This window comes from Pseudarthrobacter linnaei (genome assembly GCF_055412825.1).
This window is the reverse complement of the sequence record NZ_JBVAYX010000002.1, coordinates 21117-47355: the sequence shown is the minus strand read 5'-3', so window position 1 is coordinate 47355 and position 26239 is coordinate 21117. Positions and strand designations below refer to the sequence as shown.

Below are 26239 nucleotides of genomic sequence, written 5' to 3'. Positions count from 1 at the left end.
CCCGCCCTGGCCGCGGAAGGCGTGGTGCACGCTATGGTCCTACGTCCTCTGTCCGGGAAACCCGCTAGGCTTGAGTCCATGTGTGGAATCGTTGGATATGTAGGCCACTCCGCTGGCCGGGTAAATACTGGACACAATGCCCTGGACGTTGTCCTTGAGGGACTGCGGCGCCTGGAGTACCGGGGCTACGACTCTGCTGGCATCGCCGTGGTGGCTGACGGAACCATTTCGTCCCGCAAGAAGTCGGGCAAACTGAGCAACCTGATGGCCGAGCTCGAAGCCAGTCCGCTCCCGGAATCGCTGACCGGCATCGGCCACACGCGCTGGGCGACCCACGGCGGCCCGACCGACCAGAACGCCCACCCGCACCTCGCCGATGAGGGCAAGCTGGCCGTGATCCACAACGGCATCATCGAAAACTTTGCCGAGCTCAAGCTGGAGCTCGTGCGCAAGGGTGTGGTCTTCAAATCCGAGACCGACACCGAGGTCGCCGCCGCGCTGCTGGGCGACATCTACCGGAACCAGGTCCACGGCGGCTCGTCCAGGGGCGACCTGACCAAGGCCATGCAGCTGGCCTGCCAGCGCCTCGAAGGCGCCTTCACCCTCCTCGCCATCCACGCGGACCAGCCCGACGTCGTCGTGGCGGCCCGCCGCAACTCCCCGCTCGTCGTCGGCCTCGGCGACGGCGAGAACTTCCTCGGCTCCGACGTCTCCGGCTTCATCGACTACACCCGCCGCGCCGTCGAACTCGGCCAGGACCAGATCGTCACCATCACCGCCGACACCGTCGAGATCACAGACTTCTACGGTGCCCCGGCCGAGGGCAAGGAATACCACGTCAACTGGGACCCGGCCTCGGCAGAGAAGGGCGGCTTCCCGTCCTTCATGGAAAAGGAAATCCACGACCAGCCGGACGCCGTGCTGCAGACCCTGCTGGGCCGCTCGGACATCAACGGCAAGCTGACCCTGGATGAGCTCCGGGTTGATCCGGAACTGCTCAAGAACGTGGACAAAATCATCGTCCTCGCCTGCGGAACCTCCGCCTACGCCGGTCAGGTTGCCAAGTACGCGATCGAGCACTGGTGCCGGATCCCCACCGAGGTGGAGCTCTCGCACGAATTCCGCTACCGCGACCCGATTGTCGACGAGAACACCCTGATCGTCTCGATCTCCCAGTCCGGCGAGACCATGGACACCCTGATGGCCGTCCGCTACGCCAAGGAACAGGGCGCCAAGACCGTCTCGATCTGCAACACCAACGGCTCCACCATCCCGCGCGAGTCCGACGCCGTGCTCTACACCCACGCGGGCCCGGAAATCGCCGTGGCCTCCACCAAGGCCTTCCTGGCGCAGATCACCGCCGCCTACCTGCTGGGGCTCTACCTGGCCCAGCTGCGCGGCAATAAGTTCCAGGGCGAGATCAAGGACATCCTCGCGGACCTCCACAAGGTCCCCGCGAAGATCCAGCAGATCCTCGACAATGAGGCCCAGATCAAGGAGCTCGGCCAGTCCATGGCCGATGCCAAGTCCGTGCTGTTCCTGGGCCGGCACGTGGGCTTCCCGGTCGCGATGGAGGGCGCGCTCAAGCTCAAGGAGCTCGCCTACATCCACGCCGAGGGCTTCGCCGCCGGTGAGCTTAAGCACGGCCCGATCGCGCTGATCGAGGAGGGCCAGCCGGTCTTTGTGGTGGTTCCCTCGCCGCGGGGCCGCGACTCGCTGCACGCCAAGGTCGTCTCCAACATCCAGGAAGTCCGGGCGCGCGGCGCCAAGACTATCGTGATCGCGGAAGAAGGCGACGAGGCGGTCAAGGCCTACGCTGAGCACGTCATCTACATCCCGGAGACCCCCACGCTGCTGGCCCCGCTGCTCAGCACCGTGCCGCTGCAGATTTTCGCCCTCGCCCTGGCATCCGCCAAGGGTTACGACGTGGACCAGCCTCGCAACCTGGCCAAGAGCGTCACCGTAGAATAGCGCCATGATTGTTGGCATCGGCGTAGACGTCGTAGACATTGAACGGTTCGGTCGGCAGCTGGAGCGCACCCCCGGGCTGCGCGACAGGCTGTTCGTCCCCGCGGAGCGCGAACTGAACACACGCTCCCTGGCGGCCCGGTTCGCCGCCAAGGAGGCCGTGGCCAAGGTCCTCGGCGCCCCTGCCGGCATGAACTGGCAGGACTGCTGGATCGGGCTGGACCAGAATGGTCCCACGGTCCAGGTCAAGGGCACCGTGCTGGCGGTGGCCGCGTCGAAAGGCGTCAAACGCTGGCACCTGTCCATGAGCCACGACGGCGGCATCGCCACAGCGACGGTCATCGCCGAAGGCTGAGCGTTACCAGCGGCGAAACACGCCGCACTTCCCACAGCGACTGCACCGCGAATGGACTGAAACCATGATCAGCGCCTACACCGGAACCCAGATACGAGAAACAGAAAAGAGCTTTCTCGAAGCACGCCTGGCCACCGGTGCGGGCGCTGTTCTCATGCAACGGGCCGCCCACGGCCTGGCCAACGCGGTGGTCCGCGAACAGCATGCCCGCGGGGAGCGCCTCTACGGCGCCAGCGTCACCGTGCTCGCCGGCAAGGGCAATAACGGCGGCGACGGGCTGTTCGCCGCCGCCATGCTGGCCGGCCGCGGCATGCGTACGACGGCGGTACTCACCGCCGGGGAGGCCCACCCGGAAGGGCTGCTGGCCTTCGAAAAGGCCGGCGGCCGCGTGATCCGCCTGACGCACGGGAACGTTGCCGGCGCGTCGGCAGCCGCCGCGGCGTCCGGCGTCGTCCTCGACGCGGTCCTCGGCACAGGCGCGCAGGGCGGGCTCCGCGGCCCTGCCGCGGAACTGATCGAGGCGCTGGGGAGTGCCCGGCCCGGGCTCGTCGTCGCCTGCGACATCCCCAGCGGGGTGGACTCCGACACCGGGGAAGCACATTCCCCCGTGCTTCGCGCGGAACTGACGGTCACGTTCGGGGCGGCCAAGGCCGGACTGCTGGCCGATCCCGGGGCGGACTACGCCGGGCGGGTGCAGGTGATCCCGATCGGGATCGAGTCTGCCCTGCCGGATCCGGCCCTGCGCCGGCTGCAGTCCGGGGACATCGCCGCGCTCCTGCCCCGCCCCGAGCGGCGCTCCCACAAGTACTCCCGCGGCGTCCTCGGCGTCGTGGCCGGATCGCAGCAGTACCCCGGCGCCGCGGTGCTGGCCTGCCGCGGCGCGCTGGCAGCCGGGGTGGGGATGGTGCGCTACCTCGGCCCCCCGGAGGTCGCCGACCTGGTCCGCCAGTCCTGCCCGGAAGTCGTGTGCAGCTCCGGCAACGCCGCGGACGCCCATGTCCAGGCCTGGCTGCTGGGACCGGGAATCGACGAACACGCCCCCGGGCAGCTCGACCGCGTGGCGGACGCCGCGGCCACCGGGCTTCCCGTTGTAGCCGACGCCGGGGCACTGCCGGCACTGCCCCGGACCCTGGCCCCGCACTTCGTCCTGACACCGCACGCCGGCGAGCTGGAAACCCTTCTGGCCCGCTACGGCGCCGCCCCCGGCCGCCCCGGGGTGGAGGGAGCCACGCTCGCCGCCGCCCGGCGGGCCAGCGAGCTGACCGGGGCCACCGTCCTGCTCAAAGGCGCCACGACGCTCGTTGCCGCTCCCTCGGGAGCCGTCTTCAGCCAGGCCGACGCGACCCCCTGGCTGGCAACCGCCGGCAGCGGGGACGTCCTGGCCGGGATCCTGGGGGCCCTGCTCGCGCAGCTGACCGGAGCCCCCGGCTCGTTCGCCTCCCTCGGGATACGCGCCGACGACCGGTGGGCCGGCATCGCGGCGCTGGCCGCCAGCGTCCACGGCCGGGCCGGAAGCCTCGCCTCGGACGGCGGGCCGGTGACGGCGTCGGACGTCGCGCAATCCGTGCGGGAGGTCATCGCCAATCTGTAACAAACGCGCATACCAAGTGCGCCGAGTCAATTAGTAACCCTACTTACCAGTAGTCTGTCTAGAGAATTTTTTGTCTGTCTTGAGAATTTTCGCCACGCACGAGGAGTACACATGGAAGTCTGGCCCGGATCGGCATACCCGCTGGGAGCCACCTTTGACGGCACCGGCACCAACTTTGCCCTATTCAGCGAACTCGCGGAACGGGTGGAGCTGTGCATCCTTGCTGATGATTTGACCGAGACCCGCATCGAGCTGACCGAGGTGGACGGCTACGTGTGGCACTGCTACCTGCCGCACATCCAGCCCGGCCAGAAGTACGGCTACCGGGTCCACGGCCCGTACGAGCCCGAGAACGGCAACCGCTTCAATCCGAACAAGCTGCTGATGGACCCCTACGCCAAGGCCATCCAGGGCCAGATCGACTGGGACCCGGCGCTGTTCACCTACGAATTCGGCGACCCCGAGTCCCGCAACGACAGCGACTCGGCCCCCCACACCATGCACGGCGTGGTCATCAACCCGTTCTTCGAATGGGACGGCGACCGCCAGCCGCGGATCCCCTACCACCAGTCGGTCATCTACGAGGCGCACGTCAAGGGCCTGACCGAGCTGCACCCGGAGGTCCCCGAAGACCAGCGCGGCACCTATGCCGGCGTCGCGCACCCGGCCGTGATTGACCACCTGAAGAAGCTCGGCGTCACCGCGATCGAGCTCATGCCCGTCCACCAGTTCGTCAACGACGGCACGCTCGAGGAGAAGGGCCTCAATAACTACTGGGGCTACAACACCATCGGCTTCTTCGCCCCGCAGAACACCTACAGCTCCTCCGGCGACGTGGGGCACCAGGTCCAGGAGTTCAAGGCCATGGTCCGCGACCTGCACAAGGCCGGCATGGAAGTGATCCTGGACGTGGTCTACAACCACACCGCGGAAGGCAACCACCTCGGCCCCACCCTGTCCTTCAAGGGCATCGACAACCAGGCCTATTACCGCCTCGTCGACGACGACCAGAAGCACTACATGGACTACACCGGCACCGGAAACTCCCTCAACGTCCGGCACCCCCACTCGCTCCAGCTGCTGATGGACTCCCTGCGCTACTGGGTGACGGAAATGCACGTCGACGGCTTCCGCTTCGACCTCGCCTCCACGCTCGCCCGCGAGTTCTACGACGTCGACAAGCTCTCCACGTTCTTCGAACTCATCCAGCAGGATCCGATCGTCTCCCAGGTCAAGCTGATCGCCGAGCCCTGGGACATCGGCCCGGGCGGCTACCAGGTCGGCAACTTCCCGCCGCAGTGGACCGAGTGGAACGGCAAGTACCGCGACACGGTCCGCGACTTCTGGCGCGGTGAGCCCTCCACCCTGGGCGAATTCGCGTCCCGCCTGACCGGCTCCGCGGACCTGTACGAAAGTTCGGCGCGGCGCCCTGTGGCCTCGATCAACTTCGTCACCGCCCACGACGGCTTCACCATGCGCGACCTGGTGTCCTACAACGAGAAGCGCAACGACGCCAACGGCGAGGGCAACAACGACGGCGAATCCCATAACCGGTCCTGGAACTGCGGCGAAGAAGGGGACACCGACAACGACCACGTCCTGACCCTCCGGGCCCGCCAGCAGCGCAACTTCATCGCCACCCTGCTGCTCTCGCAGGGTGTCCCGATGCTCCTGCACGGCGACGAACTCGGCCGCACCCAGCAGGGCAACAACAACACCTACTGCCAGGACTCCGAGCTGAGCTGGATCCACTGGGACGCGATGGACCAGCCGCTGGTGGAGTTCACCGCCGTCGTCAACAAGATCCGCCACGACCACCCGACCTTCCGGCGCAGCCGCTTCTTCGACGGACGCCCGGTGCGCCGTGGTGAGGGCGAGAAGCTGCCGGACATCGTCTGGCTCAAGACGGACGGCACCGAGATGCTCCCGGAGGACTGGGACAGCGGCTTCGGCCGGACCATCGGTGTCTTCTACAACGGGCACGGCATCCAGGAGCAGGACTCCCGCGGCCGCCGGATCACCGATGACAGCTTCGTGCTCGCGTTCAACGCCCACGACGACGACGTGGACTTTGCGCTGCCGGCGGAGGAATACTCGAAGTTCTGGGACGTCCTGGTGGACACCGCCGACCAGGCGAACACCGAGGAACCGCTCAAGGCACAGTCGGTGCTGAAACTCGCAGCCAAGTCCATGGTGGTGCTCCGCGCCCACTCGGGCCCCGAGGTGGAAGTGGACTACTCCGCGGCCGCTTCGCTGGCCTCCATGGCCGAGCACGAGGATGCCCTCGAGGAGATGGTGGAGGCCCAGGAAGAGGCCGCCGCAGCCGTCGCGAAAGCAGCCGCCAAATGAGGACCCCGGTCTCCACCTACCGGCTTCAGATCCGGCCTGGCTTCACCCTCCAGGATGCTGCCGAGACCGTGCCCTATCTGAAGTCACTCGGCGTGGACTGGATCTACCTCTCGCCGATCCTGACCGCGGAGCAAGGCTCGGACCACGGCTATGACGTCACCGACCCCTCCGCGATCGACCCCGACCGGGGCGGCGCGGAGGGACTGGTCGCCGCGTCGCGGGCGGCGCGGGACGCCGGGATGGGAGTGCTCGTCGATATCGTCCCCAACCATGTCGGCGTCGCCACCCCCGCACAGAACCCGTGGTGGTGGTCCCTGCTCAAGGAGGGGCAGCAGTCCCGCTACGCTCCGGCGTTCGACGTCGACTGGGACTTCGGCGGCGGCCGGATCCGGATCCCCGTGCTGGGATCGGACGCCGACGTTGAGGCGCTGGAAGTCAAGGACGGGGAGCTGCGCTACTACGACCACCGCTTCCCGCTGGCCGAAGGAACCTATACCGCAGGTGACTCCACTGCGGATGACCCCCGCGCGGTCCACGACCGGCAGCACTACGAGCTGGTCGGCTGGCGCCGGGCCGACAATGAGCTGAACTACCGCAGGTTCTTCGCCGTCAACTCCCTGGCCGGCATCCGGGTCGAGCTCCCGGAGGTCTTCGATGAGGCCCACGCCGAGATCGTCCGCTGGTTCCGCGACGGGCTCGTCGACGGGGTGCGGATCGACCACCCGGACGGGCTGGCCGATCCGGAGGGCTACCTGCGCCGGCTCCGCGAGGTCACAGGCGGCAGCTACCTGCTGATCGAGAAAATCCTGGAGCCGGGGGAGGTGCTCCCGGCGGGCTTCGACTGCGAGGGAACCACCGGCTACGACGCCCTTGCGGACGTGGACCGGCTCTTCGTCGACCCCGCCGGGCAGGACACCCTCGATGCGCTCGACACCGAGCTGCGCGGCGGCACGGCTGCGGACTACGAGGAGATGATCCGGGGCACCAAGCGCCGGATCACGGACGGGATCCTGCACTCCGAGATGCTCCGGCTGGCCCGGCTGGTGCCGGCCGGAACCGGTCTCAGCGCCGAGGCAGCCGCCGATGCGCTGTCCGAAATCATCGCCGCCTTCCCGGTGTACCGCAGCTACCTGCCCGAGGGCGCGGAGGTCCTGAAGGAGGCGTGCGAACTTGCCGTCCGCCGCCGCCCTGAGCTGGCCGACGCCGTCGGGCAGCTGCTGCCGCTGCTCCTGGACGCCAGCCCGGAGCCCGGCGCCGAACTGGGACGCCGCTTCCAGCAGACCTCCGGCATGGTCATGGCCAAGGGCGTGGAGGACACCGCGTTCTTCCGCTACACCCGGCTGGGGACCCTGACGGAAGTCGGCGCCGATCCCACCGAGTTCGCCGTCGACCCGGAGGAGTTCCACCACCGGATGGCCCGGCGGCAGGCTGAGCTTCCGCTGTCCATGACGACGCTGAGCACGCACGACACCAAGCGCAGCGAAGACACTCGGGCCCGGATCTCCGTGCTCGCGGAGATGGCCCCGCAATGGCGGGCCGCCCTTACCCGGCTGCAGGAACTGGCGCCGCTGCCCGACGGGCCCCTGGCCAACCTGCTGTGGCAGGCCATCGCCGGCGCCTGGCCCGCCGACCGGGAGCGGCTGCACTCCTATGCGCAGAAGGCGGCCCGGGAGGCCGGCAACTCCACCGACTGGCTGGACCCGGTCGCCGGCTTCGAGGAGAAGCTGGCCGCCGCCGTCGACGCGGCCTTCGACAACCCCGACGTCCGGGGGGAACTGGAATCCCTCGTGGATCTCCTGGCCCCGTACGGGGCCGCCAATTCGCTGGGCGCCAAGCTGGTGCAGCTGACCATGCCCGGGGTGCCGGACGTGTACCAGGGAACCGAGTTCTGGGACCGCTCGCTGACGGACCCGGACAACCGGCGGCCGTTCGACTACGGTGCGCGGCGCACGGCCCTGGCCGCGCTCGACGCCGGCGAACGCCCGGCGTCCTACACCGATGACGCGGCGAAACTCCTGGTCACCTCGCGGGCGCTGCGCCTGCGCCGGGACCGCCCGGAGCTGTTCACGGGCTACCGCCCCGTGGCGGCAACCGGCTCGGCCGCCGGGCACCTGATCGGCTTTGACCGATGCGGTGCCGCAGGCACCGGGGCCGTCACCCTCGCGACCCGGCTGCCCCGGGGACTGGAGCAGCAGGGCGGCTGGCGGGACACCGCCATCCACCTGGACGGCGCCATGACCGACGAACTGACGGGCGCCACCTTCGGCCCGGGCACCGTGGAGGTGGCCGCCATCCTGGCTAGCTACCCGGTGGCCCTGCTGGTACCCGCCAAGCACTGACCGAACCACCGATATACGGAAAGCTGTGATCACTTTGCCTGCTGACGGTAATGCACGTTTCGACCTCTGGGCGCCGGAAGCGGGCACCGTGACGCTGCTGGCCGACGGCCGGCAGTACCCGATGACACGACGGCCCGGCGGCGGGGCCGGCGCTGACGGGTGGTGGACGTCCCCGGAGGCCCCGGCCTCCGGGGACGTCGACTACGGTTACCTCCTCGACGGGGACACCACCCCGCTGCCGGACCCCCGGTCCCGGCGGCAGCCCGAGGGTGTCCACTCCCTGTCCCGCACCTTCGACGCCGGCAGCCACGAGTGGGCGGACGGGCAGTGGCAGGGCCGCGGGCTGCAGGGGGCCGTGATCTATGAGCTGCACCTGGGGACCTTCACCCCCGAGGGCACGCTGGACGCGGCCATCGGCAAGCTCGACTACCTGGTGGACCTCGGCATCGATTTTGTCGAGCTGCTGCCGGTGAACGGGTTCAACGGCACCCACAACTGGGGCTACGACGGCGTCCTCTGGTACGCCGTGCACGAAGGCTACGGCGGACCAGCCGCGTACCAGCGCTTCGTGGACGCCGCCCACGGCGCCGGGCTCGGCGTCATCCAGGACGTCGTCTACAACCACCTCGGCCCCAGCGGGAACTACCTTTCGCGGTTCGGGCCGTACCTGAAGTCGGGGGAGGGCAACACCTGGGGCGACTCGGTGAACCTCGACGGCCCCGGCTCCGACACGGTGCGCCGCTACATCCTCGAGAACGCCGCGATGTGGCTGCGGGACTACCACGTGGACGGGCTGCGGCTCGATGCCGTGCACGCCTTCAAGGACGAGCGGGCGGTCCACCTGCTCGAGGAGTTCGGTGCACTGGCGGACGAAGTGGCCGCCGAAACCGGCCGTCCCGCCACGATGATCGCCGAGTCGGACCTCAACGATCCGCGGCTGCTCTACCCCCGCAACGTCAACGGCCACGGCCTGGCCGGGCAGTGGAGCGATGATTTCCACCATGCCGTGCACGTCAACGTTAGCGGCGAGGCCACCGGCTACTACGCCGACTTCGAATCCCTCGAGGCCCTCGCCAAGGTCCTGGTCGACGGCTACTTCCACGACGGCAGCTACTCCAGCTTCCGCGGCCGGCACCACGGCCGGCCCATCAACACCGGCCTGGTCCACCCGGCGGCGCTGGTGGTCTGCAACCAGAACCACGACCAGATCGGCAACCGGGCCACCGGGGACCGGCTGTCCCAGACCCTGGGGTACGGGCAGCTGGCGCTCGCCGCCGTCGCGACCCTGACCTCGCCGTTCACGCCGATGCTGTTTATGGGAGAGGAATACGGCGCCACCACGCCGTGGCAGTTCTTCACCTCGCACCCGGAGCCGGAGCTCGGGAAGGCCACCGCGGAGGGCCGGATCCGCGAGTTCGAGCGGATGGGCTGGGACCCCGCCGTCGTGCCCGATCCGCAGGACCCGGAGACCTTCACCCGCTCCCGGCTCAACTGGGCCGAAGCCGCCGAGGGTGACCACGCGCGGCTGCTGGAGCTGTACCGGCAGCTGATCGCGCTGAGGCGCTCGACGCCGGAACTCGCCGGCCTGGGCTTCGAGGACACCGCGGTGGCCTTCAGCGAGGCCGACCGCTGGCTCCGGCTGCGCCGCGGCAGCGTGGAGGTCGCGATGAACTTCTCCGCCGAACCGAACCGGCTCGCCGTTGCCGGCAGCACCATCGCACTGGCGACCGACGGCGGCGCGCGCCTCGGGGACCGCCAGCTCGAGCTCCCCGGCCACAGCGCCGCCATCATCTCGAAATAGGACAGGACAGTACGCATGACTTACGTTGCAGCAGACACCCGGTATGACACCATGCCCTACCGCCGCGTGGGACGCAGCGGGCTGAAGCTCCCCGCCATTTCACTGGGCCTGTGGCACAACTTCGGCGACGACTTGCCCTTCGAAACCCAGCGCGCCATCCTGCGCCGGGCCTTCGACCTCGGCGTCAACCACTTCGACCTGGCCAACAACTACGGGCCGCTGGCCGGTTCCGCCGAGACCAACTTCGGCCGGCACCTCAAGGACGACTTCGCCCCGTACCGGGACGAGCTCATCATCTCGACCAAGGCCGGCTACCACATGTGGCCGGGCCCGTTCGGCGAATGGGGCTCGCGCAAATACCTGCTCGCCAGCCTGGACCAGTCGCTGAACCGCATGGGCCTGGACTACGTGGACATCTTCTACAGCCACCGGCCCGACCCGGAAACCCCGATGGAAGAGACCATGGGCGCCCTGGACTACGCCGTCCGCTCCGGGAAGGCCCTGTACGCCGGCATCTCCTCTTACACCCCGGAACAAACCCTCGAGGCGGCCCGGATCCTGAAGGAGCTCGGCACCCCGCTGCTGATCCACCAGCCGAGCTACTCCATGCTGAACCGCTGGACCGAAAACGGCAGCCCCAACCTCTACGAGGCGCTCGAGACGGTGGGGGCAGGCTCGATCGCGTTCTCGCCGCTGGCGCAGGGCATGCTCACCGACCGCTACCTGAACGGGATCCCGGCCGATTCACGCGCCGCCCAGGAAAAGTCCCTGGCCGGGGACAGCATCACCGAGGACAAGCTGGACCGGGTGCGCGGGCTGCACCGGATCGCCGGGGGCCGCGGGCAGACCCTCGCGCAGATGGCCATCGCCTGGATCCTGCGCGAGCAGGGCAAGGGCTCCTCCGTGACCTCCGCCCTGGTCGGGGCGTCCAGTGTCCGGCAGCTCGAGGACTCCCTGTCCGCGGTGAACAACCTTGGCTTCACCGCCGGGGAGCTGGCGGCGATCGACGAGTTCGCCGTCGAGTCCGAGATCAACCTGTGGGCCCAGAAATAGCCTGCCCCGCCCGCCCGTCATACAGGCGGTGCGGCGGCCGGGAACAACTTCGGTCCCCGCGCCGTTGTCTAGAATGCTAAGGGCGCCGTATGGCGCCGTGCCCGCTGCCGCCGTCGTGCATCAGAGTACTTCCGCGCCGGGCACATGAAGTTGTCCCCAAAGGAGTTCCGTGTCTTCACATCCGATTCGTGTTGCAATCGTCGGCGTAGGTAACTGTGCCACCTCGCTGGTCCAGGGCGTCGAGTACTACCGGGAGGCCGACCCCAAGGCCACGATTCCGGGGCTGATGCATGTGGAGTTCGGCAAGTACCACGTCAACGACGTCGAATTCGTTGCCGCGTTCGACGTCGACGGCAAGAAGGTGGGCCTGGATCTGGCCGACGCCATTCTGGCCAGCGAAAACAACACCATCAAGATCGCCGACGTCCCGCCGACCGGTGTCACCGTCCAGCGCGGCCCGACCCTAGACGGGCTCGGCAAGTACTACCTCGAGACCATCGAGCAGTCCACGGAGGAGCCGGTCGACGTCGTCCAGGCCCTCAAGGACGCCAAGGTCGACGTGATGGTCTGCTACCTGCCGGTCGGGTCGCAGGAAGCCGCCGAGTACTACGCCCAGTGCGCGATCGACGCCGGCGTCGGCTTCGTCAACGCCCTGCCGGTCTTCATCGCCGGCACCAAGGCCTGGGCGGACAAGTTCACCGCCGCCGGTGTCCCGATCGTGGGCGATGACATCAAGAGCCAGATCGGTGCCACCATCACGCACCGCGTCATGGCCAAGCTGTTCGAGGACCGCGGCGTCACCCTGGACCGCACCTACCAGCTGAACGTCGGCGGCAACATGGACTTCAAGAACATGCTGGAGCGCGACCGCCTCGAGTCCAAGAAGATCTCCAAGACCCAGGCCGTCACGTCCAACGTCGAGGCGGACATCGCCCCGCGCGACGTCCACATCGGCCCGTCGGACTACGTCCAGTGGCTCGATGACCGCAAATGGGCGTTCGTCCGGCTTGAGGGCCGCAACTTCGGCGACGCCCCGGTGTCGCTCGAATACAAGCTGGAGGTCTGGGACTCGCCTAACTCCGCCGGTGTGATCATCGACGCCATCCGCGCCGCCAAGATCGGCCTGGACCGCGGCATCGGCGGCCCGCTGCTATCCGCCTCGAGCTACTTCATGAAGTCCCCGCCGGAGCAGTTCAACGACGACCTCGCCCGCGACAAGGTCGAGGCCTTCATCCGCGGCGACCTGGAGCGCTAACCCCGCCTCCCCCTCCGTTGCCCTATCACTTACGGTGCCCAAACCCCTGGTTTGCCCGCCACAAGTGATAGGGCAACGGGTGGTTAAACGGAGCGAAGGGCGGCCCGGACGCGCTGTACGGCGCCGCGGAAATCATCTGCCAGATCGTCGGAATTGAACTTGAAATAGCGCCAGCCGGCCGCGTTGAACGATTCGTCGCGGCGGTTGTCGCGGGACTGTTGTTCGGGCGTGCGGTGATGTCCGCCGTCGTACTGGACAGCGACCCGATGCCTCCGGTAGCCGAGGTCCGCAGCGGGGGAGTAGGGGTCGCCCGGCACAGTCCGCAGCTGCAGTTCGGGCTCCGGCAGCCCGGCCGCGGTCAACGCAAGGCGCAGGAACGTTTCCGGCGCGGAGTCGGAGCCTGGCCGGATAAGCTCCAGCGCCTGGCGCGCTTTCACGATCCCCTTGAGTTTCGGGTGTCGCCTGAGCATCGCCGCGAGCTGGGGAAGGGTTGCCCACGGCTCCGTGCGGCCCTCCAGCCCAGGGCGGGGCTGCCGCACCAACTGGTCGCCGAGCGCGACGAGATCCCTCAGCGGCAGGATGCGGGCAAGGTCCAGCCAGGTCCGGGCCGGCGTCGAAATCATGATTCCGTCCCAGACCATGAGCTCGTCGTCGAACGCAAGAACGGTATGCCCGACCACACCTGCACGCCGGACCGGCGGCAGAACCTTGGGTTTGCTCAGGTGCAGTTCCCGGCAATCGCGGAACCACGACGGAAGCCACAGGCCCAGCAGCATGGCGGCCGTGAGGTGCGAAATCCACGCGCCCGGCGTCGCTGCCGACAGGGCACGGGCCAGGCCCCGGAGTTCAAACTCCCAGCCGGTGGGCAGGTAGAGCAACCGGCCGGCCGTCTCGAGATCGGCAGCACGGAGCCGGGAGTTGCCCAGGGCTGCGGCCCGCGCCTCGTAGACGGTGAACGGGGCCGAAGCGAGGTGGGTCGGCAGGGCTGCTGGTGGTCGCATGCGGACCATTCTTATCCGAACAACGGATCCCCGCTCCGGTTATCCACAAGGGCCCGTTGCGCTATCACTTTTGGACGCCATTCCAGGGAAATGGCAGCCAAAAGTGATAGCGCAACGGGGGTTAGAAGAGGCCGACCGGGTTGCCTTCGGCGTCGACGTCCATGCGCATCGCGGCCGGGACCTTCGGGAGCCCAGGCATCGTCATGACCGCTCCGGTGAGGGCCACGATGAAGCCCGCGCCGGTCTTGGGAATGAGGTCGCGGACGTGCACGGTGAACCCTTTCGGGGCGCCGAGCTTGCTCGCGTCATCGCTGAAGGAATACTGGGTCTTCGCCATGCAGACCGGGAAGCCGGACCAGCCGTTCTTCTCGATCTCCGCGAGCCGCTTGAGCGCCGGGACGGAGAAGTCCACGCCGTCGGCGCCGTAGATCTCCTGCACGATGGTCCGGATCTTGTCCTCCACCGACATCTCCAGCGGGTACAGGTGGCGGAAGGTATGCGGCGCGTCGATGGCCGCGGCGACCTTGGCCGCGAGTTCGTCGCCGCCGTCACCGCCGCCCCCGCGCCCCCAGACATCGGCGACGGCCGCCTGGACGCCCTCCGCGGCGCACCACTCGAGCAGCCACTCCAGCTCCTCCCGGGTGTCGGTGGCGAACTTGTTGATCGCCACCACGGGGGTGATGCCGAACTTCTCCACGTTCCGCACGTGGCGCTGAAGATTGACGACGCCGCTGGCCAGCGCGTCGAGGTTGGGTTCCTTGAGCTGGTCCTTGGGGAGTCCGCCGTGCATTTTCAGGGCCCGGACGGTCGCCACAATGACGACCGCGGACGGAGCGACGTCGGCGACGCGGGACTTGATGTCCATGTACTTTTCCGCGCCCAGGTCCGCGCCGAAGCCGGCCTCGGTGATGACGATGTCCGCCAGGCTGCGGGCAGTCTGGGTGGCGATCAGGGAATTGCAGCCATGGGCGATGTTCGCGAACGGGCCGCCGTGGACCAGGGCCGGGGTCCCGGCGATGGTCTGCACCAGGTTGGGCTTGATGGCTTCCTTGAGCAGCATGGTCAGGGCGCCCTGGACACCCAGTTGGGCCACCGTGACCGGCTGCCTGTCGTAGGTGTACCCGAAGGTGATCCGGCCCAGCCGTGCCCGGAGGTCCGCGAGGTCCGTGGCGAGGCAGAACACCGCCATGATCTCCGAGGCCACCGTGATGTCGAAGCCGTCCTGCCGCGGGATGCCCTGCGTCGGGCCGCCGAGCCCGATCACCACCTCGCGCAGCGAACGGTCGTTCATGTCCAGCACCCGTTTGAAGGTCATCCTGCGCGGGTCGATGTTCAGCTCGTTGCCCTGGTAGATGTGGTTGTCCACCAGGGCCATCAGGGCGTTGTTCGCAGAGGTGACGGCGTGGAAGTCGCCCGTGAAGTGCAAGTTGATCTCGTCCATCGGCAGCACCTGGGAGTAACCGCCGCCCGTGGCGCCGCCCTTCATGCCCAGAATCGGCCCAAGTGACGGTTCCCGCAGCGCGATCATCACCTTGTGGCCGGCGCGGGCCAGGGAATCCGCCAGTCCCACCGTCGTGGTGGATTTGCCTTCACCGGCGGGGGTGGGGGACATCGCCGACACCAGCACCACCTTGCCGGGGACCCGGGACGGCGCGCCGGCCGGTGAACCGGCGAGCTTGGCAGGGTCGATCTTCGCCTTGTAACGGCCGTGGAAGTCCAGCGCCTCCGCGTTGATCCCGGCCGCCGCGGCAATCTCCTGGATCGGGCGCATCGTGGCCTGCTGCGCGATCTCCAGATCACTCAGCACGGTGGCGCCCGCAGCTCCCGCGGTGCCCGTGCCCGTGTCCGGCACCGCGGCGCCCGACGTTCCTGCAGCTGCCGCGGCTGTTGTGGCGGCTGATCCGGGAATCGTGGTTTCAGACATCGTCGTCCTTTGGCTCGTGGCGGCGGTGGGTGTGCCGGCCAGTGGGTTCAGGCCGCTGTTACCGGCCGATGGCTCCGGGTGCGGGCGTGTGGCCCACCGGAATGGTCAGGTTTCCAAAGTACTGGCTCAACGCGGTGTGGTAGCTCTCCAGCGTGATGGCGGCGGTTCGGTGCCAGCCGAACTCCTGCGCGTGCAGGGAGGCCGCGCGGCCCATATCCTCGCGGGTTGCGGGGTCGTCATACAGGGCTTCGAGGACGTCGGCCCAGTCGGCAGCCTTGTGGCCCTCCACGAGCATCCCGGTCCGGCCGTCGAAGACCGCGCGGGACAGCCCGCCGACCTTGGTGGCGACCACCGGCGTGCCGCAGGCCTGGGCCTCCAGCGCCACGAGGCCGAACGATTCGCTGTAGGACGGCATCACCACGACGTCGGCGGAGCGGTACCAGCCGGCCAGTTTCGGTGCGCTGACCGGCGGATGGTGGGTGACGACGTCGTCCATTCCGGCGGCGCTGATCAGCGACTTCAGGTCGAAGTCCTTCGCCCCGCTGACGGCGCCGACGATGGTCACCTGAAGGTCGATGTCCGGACGCCGGTCCCGGAGCAGGGCGGCGGCCTTGACCAGGATCTGCGGCCCCTTGAGGCGCTGGATCCGGCCGGCGAACAGCAGGTGGAAGCGGCCCGCAGGGATCCCGTGGGCGGCCCGGGCCCGGCCGCGGAACGCGGGCGTGAAAATGTCCAGGTCCACCCCCGGCGGGGCCACATCGATGTGGTCGTTGTCCGCGTTGTAGTGCGAGACCAGTTCCGCCGCTTCAGTGCCGGTGTTGGCGATCAGCCGGGTGGCGCCGTCGACAATCCGCTGCTCGCCGTCCTCGCGCCGCCGCGGCTCGGGCTGCTCGCCGGAGACCAGCAGCAGGTTCTTCACCTTCGCCATGGTGTGCATGGTGTGCACGAGCGGCAGTCCCCACAGGCTGGCGAGCTCCAGCCCGGCCACCCCGGAAACCCAGTAGTGCGAATGGATCACGTCGTAGCGCCCGTGCGGCTGGAGCTGCCGGATGCGGTCGATTTCGGCCACCATGCTGTGCAGCAGCCCGGGAAGTTCTTCCTTGGGCAGCTTCCGGGCCGGCCCGGCCATGACGTTGTGCACGCAGACCCCGGGGGAGGGGTGCTCGACGGCGGCCTGGCCGGCGGAGGTGGACCGGGTGAAGATCTCCACCTCGACGCCGGTATCGGCGAGGGCCGCGGCGAGCGCGCGGATGTACACGTTCATGCCCCCGGCGTCGCCGGACCCGGGCTGCTCCATCGGGGAGGTGTGCAGGGAGAGGAACGCGACGCGGCGGATCAGCGACATTCTTTTTCCCTCCTCCTGGAACTTCGCCCGAAACTGCATTTCGATAAAACACTACTCCTGAAAATCCCGCGGGTTCATAGGCCGGTGGGCGGCGCCAGCCACAACGCCGGGCCAGCTGCTAACGTGACGGCTGTGAGCACACGCGAAGAGACCGGTTCCACCGCCCCGGGCTGGGACATCCGCCCCGCCGCCGGCGCGGACTGGCCGGCGATCTGGGGGATCCTCGAACCCGTGATCAGGGCCGGGGAGACCTTCACCTGGGACCGGGACACCACCGAGCACCAGGCCCGCGAACGGTGGTTCAAGCAGCCCCCGGGGCGGACCTTCGTCGCCGTGGGCCGCGGGGAGCTCGACGGCGTTGTCTTGGGCACCGGCGAGCTGCACGCGAACCAGGGCGGCGGCGGAAGCCACGTCGCCAATGCCGGGTACATGGTCCACCCGGCGCACGCGGGCAAGGGCGTGGCCCGCGGGCTGTGCGCCTACTCGCTCGACGCGGCGAGGGCGGCCGGATTCCGCGCCATGCAGTTCAACGCCGTGGTGGAAAGCAACGTCCGGGCCGTGGCCGCCTGGCAGTCCCTGGGCTTCGAGGTGCTGGCCACCATCCCGGAAGCGTTCCTGCACCCGAGGCTGGGCTACGTGGGCCTGCACCTGATGTACCGCAGACTCTAGCGCCGGGGACTCAGGGGTCCCCGCGCCAGAGCTCCTTCAGTTCCGGAAACGCGGCCTCATACCCGGCCAGCAGCTGGTCCGCGAGGTCCGCGGAGCCGACCAGCGGGTGCCCTGCGAACGCCGCCAGCGCCGCGGCCCGGCGGCCCGGGCCGGTCGACCCCGCGTCCCGGCTGGTCGCCCTCACAACGAGCCGTTCGACGTCCTTGACCTGCCGGAGCAGCGCCAGCTGCGCCGGCGCCGGGCGCTCCTGCACCATCGGCACAACACCGTCGGGCGTCACCCGGCAGGGCACCTCGACGACGGCGTCAGCCGGCAGCCCCGGAATCGCCGGTGCCGTTGCGCCGCCGCCGGTGTCGCTGGCGGTGTTGGGGGTGTTCAGGATCAGCTCCGCCGCGCCTCCGCCGGAGAGGGCGCGCAGCACCGCCAGGGCGACGCGTTCGTAGCCGCCGCCGGCAAGATCTGTCTCATCCCGGCGCTCGCCGAGGGGCCGGGCCTCGGCGAGATAGCCCTCCTCGCGGGAGCGGCGTGCGGCGTCCCACAGCCGGAAGGCCTCCGGCCCGGCCACCGCAAGGCGCGGATAGAGCTCGGTCTGCTGCCGGTCGATGGACTCGCCGCGGGTCGTCGCGGAGGACCGGATGCCGGCCAGGGCGCGCCCGGTCTCGTAGTAGTAGTACAGGTATTCGTTCGGCAGGCACCCCAGGTCCGCCAGGAAGCGCTGCGGAAACAGCCGGCCCTCCTCGAAGCCGGCGAGAGCGCCGGCGTCGGCCAGCAGCCCGGGCAGCATGTCCCGGCCGCCGGACGCCAGCCGGTACAGCCAGCCGAGATGGTTCAGTCCGTAGTAGCCCACGCCGTCGAGCGTGCCCTCGGGCATCGCGACGCCGGCGGCGTTCGCCGCCCGGTGCACCAGCCCGCTGGCCGAATCGCAGATGCCGACCACTTTGCGGCCGAGCACCGGGACCAGGGCTTCGATGACCATGCCGGCCGGGTTGGTGAAGTTCAGCAGCCACGCGTCAGGACAGTGCCGCCGCATCCGGGATGCGAGATCCAGCATGCGGGGGATGGACCGCAGTGCGTAGGAGATGCCGCCGGCCCCCGTGGTTTCCTGGCCCAGGAGTCCCAGGTCCAGGGCCACCCGCTCGTCGGCGGTGCGGCCGGCTGTCCCCCCGGGGCGGATCGCGGCAAACACCAGATCCGTGCCGTGCAGCGCCTCGGTCAGGGACGTGGTGGCGCGGACCGCGGGAAAAGTGGCGGCAGCGCCGGGCGGGTGCTGACCCGCCAAGGAGGCCAGTACGGCGTTGATGGCGGCGAGCCGGCCTGGATCGACGTCGTACAGCACGAGTTCCCGGACCAGCCCGGCGAAGGGGCCCGCGCAGAGCGCCCGGTAGACCAGCGGTACCCGGAATCCGCCGCCCCCGGCAATCGTCAGCCGCATGCCGACAGTCTATGCACAGCGGCAGCTTCCGGGCCCGGCAGTCGCCTTTCCAGCCGTACCCGGACGGCGTACTGTGCATACATGGACGCGATACCGACGCGGCGCTTTGACCCGCTTTCCTCCGTCCGAACCCCGGCGGCGGAAGGCTTCGACCTGCTGCTAACCGGGACCGTCTTCCAGGACATCATCTTCACCGGGCTCCCGCACGCGCCCGTCGCCGGAACCGAGATCTGGAGCGACGGGATGGGCAGTTGCCCCGGAGGCGTGGCGAATCAGGCCATCGCCGCGGCCCGGCTGGGGCTGCGGACCGGGCTCGCGGCAGCATTCGGTGATGACGGCTACGGCGACTACAACTGGAAGATCCTGGCCGGGCAGGAACACGTTGACCTGTCGCTGTCCCGGAAGATCGCCGGCTGGCACTCTCCGGTCACGGTGTCCCTCAGCGTGGACCACGACCGGTCCATGGTGACGCACGGCCACCCGGCGCCGGTGAGCTCCAGCGAACTGGTCGGCTGCCCTCCGCCGGCGCTCGCCGCCGTCGCGGAGCTTGGCGAGGAGCTGGAGCCGTGGGCGCTCGACGCATGCAAGGCCGGGGTCCGGCTGTTCGGCGATGTCGGCTGGGATCCCACCGGTGTCTGGTCCTCGGCACGGCTGGACAACCTGCAGTACTTCCACGCCTTTATGCCGAACCAGCACGAGGCGATGGCATTCACCGGCCACGACAACCCGTGGGCGGCACTCTACGCGCTGGCGGACAAGGTGCCGGTCGCCGTCGTGACCCTTGGGCCCCAGGGCGCCATGGCCGTGGACTCCGAAACGGGCGAGGAGGAGTGGGTGCCGTCGCTGCCGGTGTCCGCTTTCGATCCGACCGGCGCGGGGGACTGCTTCGGCGCCGCCTTCATCGTCGGCTGCCTGGCGGGCTGGCCGCTCGGCGACCGGCTGCGGTTCGCCAATCTCTGCGCCGCCCTGGCCGTGCAGGAGGTCGGCGGCTCGCTCGCCGCACCCGGCTGGGGGGACATCGCCGACTGGTGGCAGCGCGCCAACGCCCGGAAAGAACGCCAGAGCAGCCAGTGGCTCCGGCGCTACCGCTTCCTCGAGGACATCGTCCGTGACGTGCCGCAGGAAGCGCAAAGGCGGGCGACGGCGACCATCGCGCACCTTTCGGACGCGTAGCAGGGCCCCTCCCGCTGGACATGCCCTCCCTGCGGGCCAAGGAGGGGAGCTAATGCCATGGTGCCCACTCGTGGGCGTGAACACTGGGCATGTCCCCCGGGGAGGTGGTGCCGGGAGGCCCGAATTAAGCCGCATGCGCAGCCACCCCTAGAATCGTTAAGTGACTTACCCAGCAGCAACAGGTGACTTCCGGCCCGTCCCGCGCGTTCCGCCGGCCTACGCCGAGGAACGCTCGGCATTAATCGACCTTGAAGCCATCCGGCACAACGTCCGCCGCCTGGCGTCCGTGGCCTCACCGGCCCAGGTGATGGCGGTGGTCAAGGCCGACGCCTACGGCCACGGAGCCGTCCCCGTCGCCCGCGCCGCGCTCGGTGCCGGCGCCACCTGGCTGGGAACTGCCCACATTTCCGAGGCCCTGGCCCTGCGCGCCGCCGGGATCGAGGCCCCCCTGCTGGCCTGGCTGCACACCCCGGAGAGCAACTTCGCCGCCGCGGTGGCCGCCGGCATCGACATCGGCTGCTCGGGCTGGGAACTGGAACGCATTGTTGCAGCCGCCCGCGAGCAGGAACGGCCGGCCCGCGTGCACCTCAAAGTGGACACCGGGCTGGGCCGCAACGGGGCGACCCTGGAGACCTGGGACAGCCTCGTGGGCGAAGCCATGGACTTCCAGGACCAGGGCCTGCTGCGGGTGGTGGGCATCTTCTCCCACCTGGCTGTTGCCGACGAACCCGAGCGCCCGGAAACCGACGACCAGCTGGCGGCCTTCCGCGATGCCCTCGCCATTGCCCAGGACGCCGGCGTGGATCCCGAGGTGCGGCACCTCGCCAACACCCCGGCCACGCTGTCCCGGCCCGACACCCACTTTGACCTGGTCCGCGTCGGGCTGGGCGTTTACGGACTGTCGCCGTTCGAGGGGCAGGGCTCGGAAGAGCTGGGCCTGCGCCCCGCCATGACGGTCCGCACCGTCGTGTCGCACTGCAAGGATGTGCCGGCCGGCCAGGGCGTCTCCTACGGCCTGAATTACCGCACCGGCGGCACCAGCACGCTGGGGCTGATCCCGCTTGGTTACGCCGACGGCGTCCCCCGCATCGCCACGGGAGGACCGGTCCGCGTCGGGGGCGTGAACTACCCGGTGGTGGGGCGCATAGCGATGGACCAGATGGTGATCGACCTGGGCCCGCTCAACGTCTCCACCGGCGGCCCCAGCGTCCTCGGCGCCGAAGCCGTGCTCTTTGGCAGCGGCGACGACGGCGGGCCCACCGCCGAGGACTGGGCCCGGGCGGCCGGCACCAACAACTACGAGATCGTCACGCGCATCAGTCCCCGGGTGCCGCGCCGCTACATCAACGAAGAGCCCGCCAGCGGCGAGCCGCGGCCGTGAGCGCGCCGGCCTGGGAACGGACCCTGAGCGTCGGGACCGCGGACGGGACGCACGCCCTCGCGGCAGTCCTCGGCGCGCAGCTCCAAGCCGGTGACCTGCTGGTCCTCACCGGCGAGCTGGGAGCGGGAAAAACCACCTTCACGCAGGGCCTCGGCGAGGGCCTGGGGGTCCGGGCCGGCATCATCTCACCGACCTTCGTGCTGGTCCGGATCCACCCGAACCTGCCCGACGGTCCGCGGCCGGGCGGCCCGGACCTGGTGCACGTGGATGCGTACCGGTTGGGTTCGGCCTCGGAAATCGACGATATCGACCTGGAAAACACGATGGACAGCGCAGTGACCGTGGTGGAATGGGGCCGCGGCCGGGTGGAGCACCTGAGCGAGAGCCGGCTTGAGGTGGACCTGGTCCGCAGCCTCGGCGGCGACCGGGCGCCCGCACCTGCCCGCCTCCCGGAATCGCCCCACGGTCCGGCGCCAACCGGAAACGCTGAGGTGCTGGATTTTGACACCGACGACGACGACGAGCCCCGCACCATAGTGATCCGTGGCTTCGGTCCCCGCTGGGCGCACCCGCCCGCCCTCCCGGCGCCGGTTCCCTCGACAGCCGGGCCGGGGCCCGCTGAACCGGCATCTCCCGCTCCACAGCCACTGCCCCACACCCTGGAAGGGACCTGATGCTGATCCTTGCCATCGACACCTCGGCGGTGGCCAGCGCCGCGCTCGTCTCCGATGACACCCCGGAATCCCTCGTCGGAAGCTTCGCCACCGAAGACACCCGGAGCCATGCCGAAGTGCTGGCGCCGGGAATCGAGGCCCTCCTCGCCGAGGCCGGCCTGGGCGGGGCCGACATCGACGCGGTTGTGACCGGGGTGGGGCCGGGCCCGTTCACCGGCCTGCGCTCGGGGATCGTCACCGCCCGCACGCTCGCATTCGTCTGGGGCGTACCGCTCTACGGGCTGATGAGCCTGGACGCCATCGCCCTGGAGGTGGCCGAGTCCACGGACGCGGCGCCGGAGTTCATCGTCGCTACGGATGCCCGGCGCAAAGAGGTCTACTGGGCCCGGTATGCGCTCAGCAGCGGGCAGTTGCCGCAGCTGCAGGACGGCCCGCACGTCGGTTTCGCCGCGGACCTTCCCGATCTTCCGGTCTACGGCGCCGGCGGCGGCCTGTATGCCGACGTCGTCAGGGCCGTCCCCGAATTCTGCGAACGCCAGCCGGAGGCCCTCTCGCTGGGCCAGTTCGCGCTCGCACGGCTCGCCGCGGGGGAGCGGCTGCTGGACTCCACCCCGCTGTACCTGCGCGAGTCCGATGCCCAGGTCCCCGGCCCTCGGAAGAGGGCGCTGTGAACGCCGTGTCCTCGGGACAGAACTCAGGACAAAATGCAGGACAGGACTCAAGCCCGGGAACGGGAGCTGTGCCGGCGGGGATGCCCCGCGGGGTGATCCTCCGGAACATGACCGCAGCGGACATCCCGGCCGTGCATGAGCTGGAGCGCAGGCTGTTCCCGGTGGATGCCTGGCCGCTGCAGATGTTCGCCGCCGAGCTGGCCCAGGCCCAGACGCGGCGCTACCTTGTGGCAGAGCGGGCCGGGGAGATCGTCGGCTACGCCGGGCTGATGTGCATCCAGCCGATCGCGGACGTCCAGACCATCGCCGTCGTGCCGGAGGAGGAAGGCCGGGGGATCGGCTCGGCGTTGCTGACCGAACTCATCCGGGAAAGCCGGCTGCGGCGTGCCGAGGACGTGCTGCTGGAGGTCCGGGCCGACAACCCCCGCGCCCAGCAGCTCTACCGCCGCTACGGATTCGAGCAGATCCACGTCCGGCCCCGCTACTACCGCGACGGCGTCGACGCGCTGATCATGCGGTTCCGGCTCGGCACCGCCGACTCCACCACCACCCACAGGGAAGCAGACCGCCCATGAACAGCACCCAGCACTACCGGCCGCTGGTCCTTGGCATCGAGTCCTCCTGCGACGAGACCGGTGTCGGGATTGTCCGCGGAACGCAGCTGCTGACCAACACAGTGTCCTCCTCCATGGACGAACACGTCCGGTTCGGCGGCGTGATTCCCGAGATCGCCTCCCGCGCGCACCTGGACGCTTTCGTCCCCACCCTCCGCGAGGCGCTGGCCGAGGCCCGGGTGACCCTGGCGGACATCGACGCGATCGCGGTCACCTCCGGTCCCGGGCTGGCGGGCGCCCTGATGGTCGGGGTCTGCGCGGCCAAGGCGCTCGCTGTCGCGACCGGCAAACCGCTCTACGCCATCAACCACCTCGTCGCGCACGTCGGCGTCGGGCTGCTCCAGACCGACGACGGCGGCCGGCACCCCTTCGCCGACAGTCCGCAGGCTAACGCCCTGCCGGAAAACCTCGGGGCCCTGCTGGTCTCCGGCGGGCACACCGAAATCCTGCGGATCCGGAACATCACCGGGGACGTTGAGCTGCTGGGGTCCACAATTGACGACGCGGCCGGCGAGGCCTACGACAAGGTGGCGCGGCTCCTGGGCCTCGGCTATCCGGGCGGCCCGGCCATCGACAGGCTGGCACGCACGGGCAACACCAAAGCGATCCGCTTCCCGCGCGGCCTCAGCCAGCCCAAATACATGGGGACCGCGGAAGAGCCCGGGCCGCACCGCTACGACTGGTCCTTCAGCGGACTCAAGACCGCCGTCGCGCGCTGTGTGGAGCAGTTCGAGGCCCGCGGCGAGACCGTGCCGGTGGCGGACATTGCCGCAGCCTTCCAGGAAGCCGTTGTGGACATCGTCACCTCCAAAGCCGTGCTGGCCTGCCGCGAGAACGGCATCACCGAACTGCTGCTCGGCGGCGGCGTGGCGGCGAATTCACGGCTGCGACAGCTCACGGAACAGCGCTGCAGCTCCGCCGGTATCCGGCTGACCGTCCCGCCGCTGGCGCTGTGCACGGACAACGGCGCCATGGTCGCGGCCCTCGGCGCCCAACTGGTGATGGCCGGGACCGCACCGAGCGGCATCGGCTTCGCGCCGGATTCCTCCATGCCGGTCACCACCGTCTCGGCCTGAGACCGTCCCGCGGCAGCGGGCGCCCGGAGAAAATCTGGCTGGCAGCTGTGGCCGTTCCCGGCACTGACAGCGGCTTCTGCTGCCAGTCAGATCGGGGGGCACGGTGCAGGCCCTGCCGACTCACCTCTCTAGGCTGCGGGGCCCTTGCGCATCTGCTGGACCAGATCCAGGACGACGGCGCGCAGGTCGCCGCCGTGCTCGGCGGCCACGCGCCGCTGCCGCTGGTACCCGGCGCCGCGCTCAATGATCTTCAGGACGTCGGCCAGCTCCGTTACGCAGCCCAGCTTCACCGCCACGGGTTCCAGCCGGGCGACCGTCTCGCGGATATGGTCCGTGACGAGCTGCTCGTTGCCCGCCGCGTCCAGGATGATAATGGCGTCCAGCCCGTAGCGGGCCGCACGCCATTTGTTCTCCTGCACATGCCAGGGCGGCATGGTGGGGATGGTCCCGCCGTTGTCCAGCGTCGTGGAGAACTCGTCGACGAGGCACTGCGTCAGGGCGGCGATGGCACCGACTTCCTCCAGCGTGGCCAGGCCGTCGCAGATGCGCATCTCGATGGTGCCGAAGTGCGGGACGGGCCTGATGTCCCAGCGGATTTCGGAGAGTGAGTCGATCACGCCGGTGGTGAACATGTCCCGGGCATAGGACTCGAAGTCCTCCCAGCTACCGAACTGGAAGGGCAGACCGGCGGTGGGCAGCTGCTGGAACATCAGTGCGCGCTGCGAGGCGTACCCGGTGTCCTCGCCGCCCCAGAACGGGCTCGAGGCGGAGAGTGCCTGGAATTGCGGGAAATAGTTCACCAGCCCGTCCAGGACGGGGAGCACCTTGTCCCGGCTGTCCAGGCCCACATGCACGTGGACGCCGTAGATCACCATCTGCCGGCCCCACCACTGGGTGCGGTCGATGAGCTTGGCGTAGCGCTCCTTGTCGGTCACCCGCTGCAGCTGCGGCGGGCTGAAGGGGTGGCTCCCTGCGCAGAAGATCTCGACGCCCATCGGATCGGTGACATCACGCACGGCGGCAAGGGAACTGCTCAGGTCCGCTTTTGCTTCCGCCACGGTGTTGCAGATCCCGGTGACCAGCTCCACCGTGTTCAACAGCAGTTCCTGCTTGATGTGCGGGTGCTCGTCGTCCTCGTTCAGTTCGGGGTGCCTCGCGGCGACCCCGCGGAGGACCTCCTTGGCCACGGAGGCCAGTTCCCCGGTTTCCGCGTCCACGAGGGCGAGTTCCCATTCCACACCAAGAGTTGATTGCCTGGATGAAGCGAAATCAATCTTCATGTGGTCCCTTCATTGTTTTGCTGTCCGTTTCCCTGCCCCGTCCGGCTTTCGTCTTGGGCGGAATTGCCGGACAGTTGGCGAGGCAACGGTGGCTCAAGTCTAGTGCAGGGGTAGCATCGGGCCGGTGGTGAGATTGCAGCGAAGACGTGAAAGTGTTCACAAAAGTACCCGGTCCGTAGCGGTACTGACGGCAATTCTGGGGCTTGTCCTCGGAACCGCCTCCTGCTCCGGGACCCCGACGCCGGGGCCCGCGCCGGATTCTGCGGCCCCGGAGGCCCCCGCGGCCAC

The 26239-nt window shown here is 69.2% G+C and carries 20 protein-coding genes; 15 read left to right on the top strand and 5 right to left on the bottom strand.

Going from position 1 to position 26239, the window contains the following annotated elements:
• Positions 1-78: 78 nt before the first annotated feature.
• The 8 genes from glmS (at position 79) to ACZYZ3_RS02035 (ending at position 12711) form a co-directional block, all read left to right on the top strand.
• On the top strand, positions 79-1971 hold the full coding sequence (glmS, locus tag ACZYZ3_RS02070; RefSeq protein WP_463962211.1) for a glutamine--fructose-6-phosphate transaminase (isomerizing): 1893 nt from the start codon (positions 79-81) through the stop codon (positions 1969-1971).
• A 4-nt stretch (positions 1972-1975) separates the two neighbouring features.
• Positions 1976-2323: a holo-ACP synthase gene (locus ACZYZ3_RS02065; RefSeq protein WP_326957574.1), complete on the top strand. Its 348-nt coding sequence runs from the start codon at positions 1976-1978 to the stop codon at positions 2321-2323.
• Between the two features lie 64 nt (positions 2324-2387).
• Positions 2388-3914 (top strand): NAD(P)H-hydrate epimerase, encoded by a 1527-nt coding sequence (locus ACZYZ3_RS02060; RefSeq protein WP_463962210.1) that lies wholly within the window; start codon positions 2388-2390, stop codon positions 3912-3914.
• A 111-nt stretch (positions 3915-4025) separates the two neighbouring features.
• Positions 4026-6263 (top strand): glycogen debranching protein GlgX, encoded by a 2238-nt coding sequence (gene glgX / locus ACZYZ3_RS02055; protein ID WP_463962209.1) that lies wholly within the window; start codon positions 4026-4028, stop codon positions 6261-6263.
• A complete protein-coding gene (gene treY / locus ACZYZ3_RS02050; protein WP_463962208.1) occupies positions 6260-8602 on the top strand; it encodes a malto-oligosyltrehalose synthase in 2343 nt (780 codons plus the stop codon). The genes glgX and treY overlap by 4 nt, the downstream gene beginning before the upstream one ends.
• Positions 8603-8630: 28 nt before the next feature.
• Positions 8631-10403 carry a malto-oligosyltrehalose trehalohydrolase gene (gene treZ / locus ACZYZ3_RS02045; RefSeq protein ID WP_463962496.1) on the top strand — a complete coding sequence of 591 codons (1773 nt, stop codon included), beginning with the start codon at positions 8631-8633 and terminating at the stop codon, positions 10401-10403.
• A 15-nt stretch (positions 10404-10418) separates the two neighbouring features.
• Positions 10419-11456 carry an L-glyceraldehyde 3-phosphate reductase gene (mgrA, locus tag ACZYZ3_RS02040; protein WP_463962207.1) on the top strand — a complete coding sequence of 346 codons (1038 nt, stop codon included), beginning with the start codon at positions 10419-10421 and terminating at the stop codon, positions 11454-11456.
• 169 nt (positions 11457-11625) lie between these two features.
• Positions 11626-12711, top strand: coding sequence for an inositol-3-phosphate synthase (locus ACZYZ3_RS02035; RefSeq protein ID WP_282379873.1), 1086 nt, complete (start codon positions 11626-11628; stop codon positions 12709-12711).
• An 83-nt stretch (positions 12712-12794) separates the two neighbouring features.
• Here ACZYZ3_RS02035 and ACZYZ3_RS02030 read toward each other — a convergent pair whose 3' ends face one another.
• The 3 genes from ACZYZ3_RS02030 to mshA form a co-directional block, all read right to left on the bottom strand.
• Complete coding sequence (locus ACZYZ3_RS02030; RefSeq protein WP_463962206.1) at positions 12795-13712, bottom strand: DUF559 domain-containing protein; 918 nt, start codon at positions 13710-13712, stop codon at positions 12795-12797.
• 121 nt (positions 13713-13833) lie between these two features.
• On the bottom strand, positions 13834-15636 hold the full coding sequence (locus ACZYZ3_RS02025; protein ID WP_463962205.1) for a formate--tetrahydrofolate ligase: 1803 nt from the start codon (positions 15634-15636) through the stop codon (positions 13834-13836).
• Between the two features lie 58 nt (positions 15637-15694).
• Positions 15695-16981: a D-inositol-3-phosphate glycosyltransferase gene (gene mshA, locus ACZYZ3_RS02020; protein WP_463962204.1), complete on the bottom strand. Its 1287-nt coding sequence runs from the start codon at positions 16979-16981 to the stop codon at positions 15695-15697.
• Positions 16982-17113: 132 nt separating this feature from the next.
• Here mshA and ACZYZ3_RS02015 point away from each other — a divergent pair, with 132 nt between their 5' ends.
• On the top strand, positions 17114-17650 hold the full coding sequence (locus ACZYZ3_RS02015; RefSeq protein WP_463962203.1) for a GNAT family N-acetyltransferase: 537 nt from the start codon (positions 17114-17116) through the stop codon (positions 17648-17650).
• Positions 17651-17660: 10 nt separating this feature from the next.
• Here ACZYZ3_RS02015 and ACZYZ3_RS02010 read toward each other — a convergent pair whose 3' ends face one another.
• The gene (locus tag ACZYZ3_RS02010; protein ID WP_463962202.1) at positions 17661-19082 is read right to left on the bottom strand and encodes a family 4 glycosyl hydrolase; all 1422 of its coding nucleotides are present in this window, start codon (positions 19080-19082) and stop codon (positions 17661-17663) included.
• An 81-nt stretch (positions 19083-19163) separates the two neighbouring features.
• Here ACZYZ3_RS02010 and ACZYZ3_RS02005 point away from each other — a divergent pair, with 81 nt between their 5' ends.
• From ACZYZ3_RS02005 to tsaD, 6 genes are all read left to right on the top strand, one after another.
• Positions 19164-20255, top strand: a complete 1092-nt coding sequence (locus ACZYZ3_RS02005) for a carbohydrate kinase family protein (protein ID WP_463962201.1) — start codon at positions 19164-19166, stop codon at positions 20253-20255.
• A 160-nt stretch (positions 20256-20415) separates the two neighbouring features.
• Complete coding sequence (gene alr, locus ACZYZ3_RS02000) at positions 20416-21636, top strand: alanine racemase (RefSeq protein ID WP_463962200.1); 1221 nt, start codon at positions 20416-20418, stop codon at positions 21634-21636.
• The gene (gene tsaE / locus ACZYZ3_RS01995) at positions 21633-22310 is read left to right on the top strand and encodes a tRNA (adenosine(37)-N6)-threonylcarbamoyltransferase complex ATPase subunit type 1 TsaE (protein WP_463962199.1); all 678 of its coding nucleotides are present in this window, start codon (positions 21633-21635) and stop codon (positions 22308-22310) included. Before alr ends, tsaE begins: the two co-directional genes overlap by 4 nt.
• Positions 22310-22981: a tRNA (adenosine(37)-N6)-threonylcarbamoyltransferase complex dimerization subunit type 1 TsaB gene (gene tsaB / locus ACZYZ3_RS01990; protein WP_463962198.1), complete on the top strand. Its 672-nt coding sequence runs from the start codon at positions 22310-22312 to the stop codon at positions 22979-22981. The genes tsaE and tsaB overlap by 1 nt, the downstream gene beginning before the upstream one ends.
• Before the next feature lie 107 nt (positions 22982-23088).
• Positions 23089-23556 (top strand): ribosomal protein S18-alanine N-acetyltransferase, encoded by a 468-nt coding sequence (rimI, locus tag ACZYZ3_RS01985; protein ID WP_463962197.1) that lies wholly within the window; start codon positions 23089-23091, stop codon positions 23554-23556.
• Positions 23553-24671 carry a tRNA (adenosine(37)-N6)-threonylcarbamoyltransferase complex transferase subunit TsaD gene (tsaD, locus tag ACZYZ3_RS01980; protein ID WP_463962196.1) on the top strand — a complete coding sequence of 373 codons (1119 nt, stop codon included), beginning with the start codon at positions 23553-23555 and terminating at the stop codon, positions 24669-24671. Before rimI ends, tsaD begins: the two co-directional genes overlap by 4 nt.
• A 128-nt stretch (positions 24672-24799) precedes the next feature.
• Here the strand turns inward: tsaD and ACZYZ3_RS01975 are convergent, their stop codons facing one another.
• The gene (locus ACZYZ3_RS01975; protein ID WP_463962195.1) at positions 24800-25951 is read right to left on the bottom strand and encodes a glutamate--cysteine ligase; all 1152 of its coding nucleotides are present in this window, start codon (positions 25949-25951) and stop codon (positions 24800-24802) included.
• Positions 25952-26239: the final 288 nt, after the last annotated feature.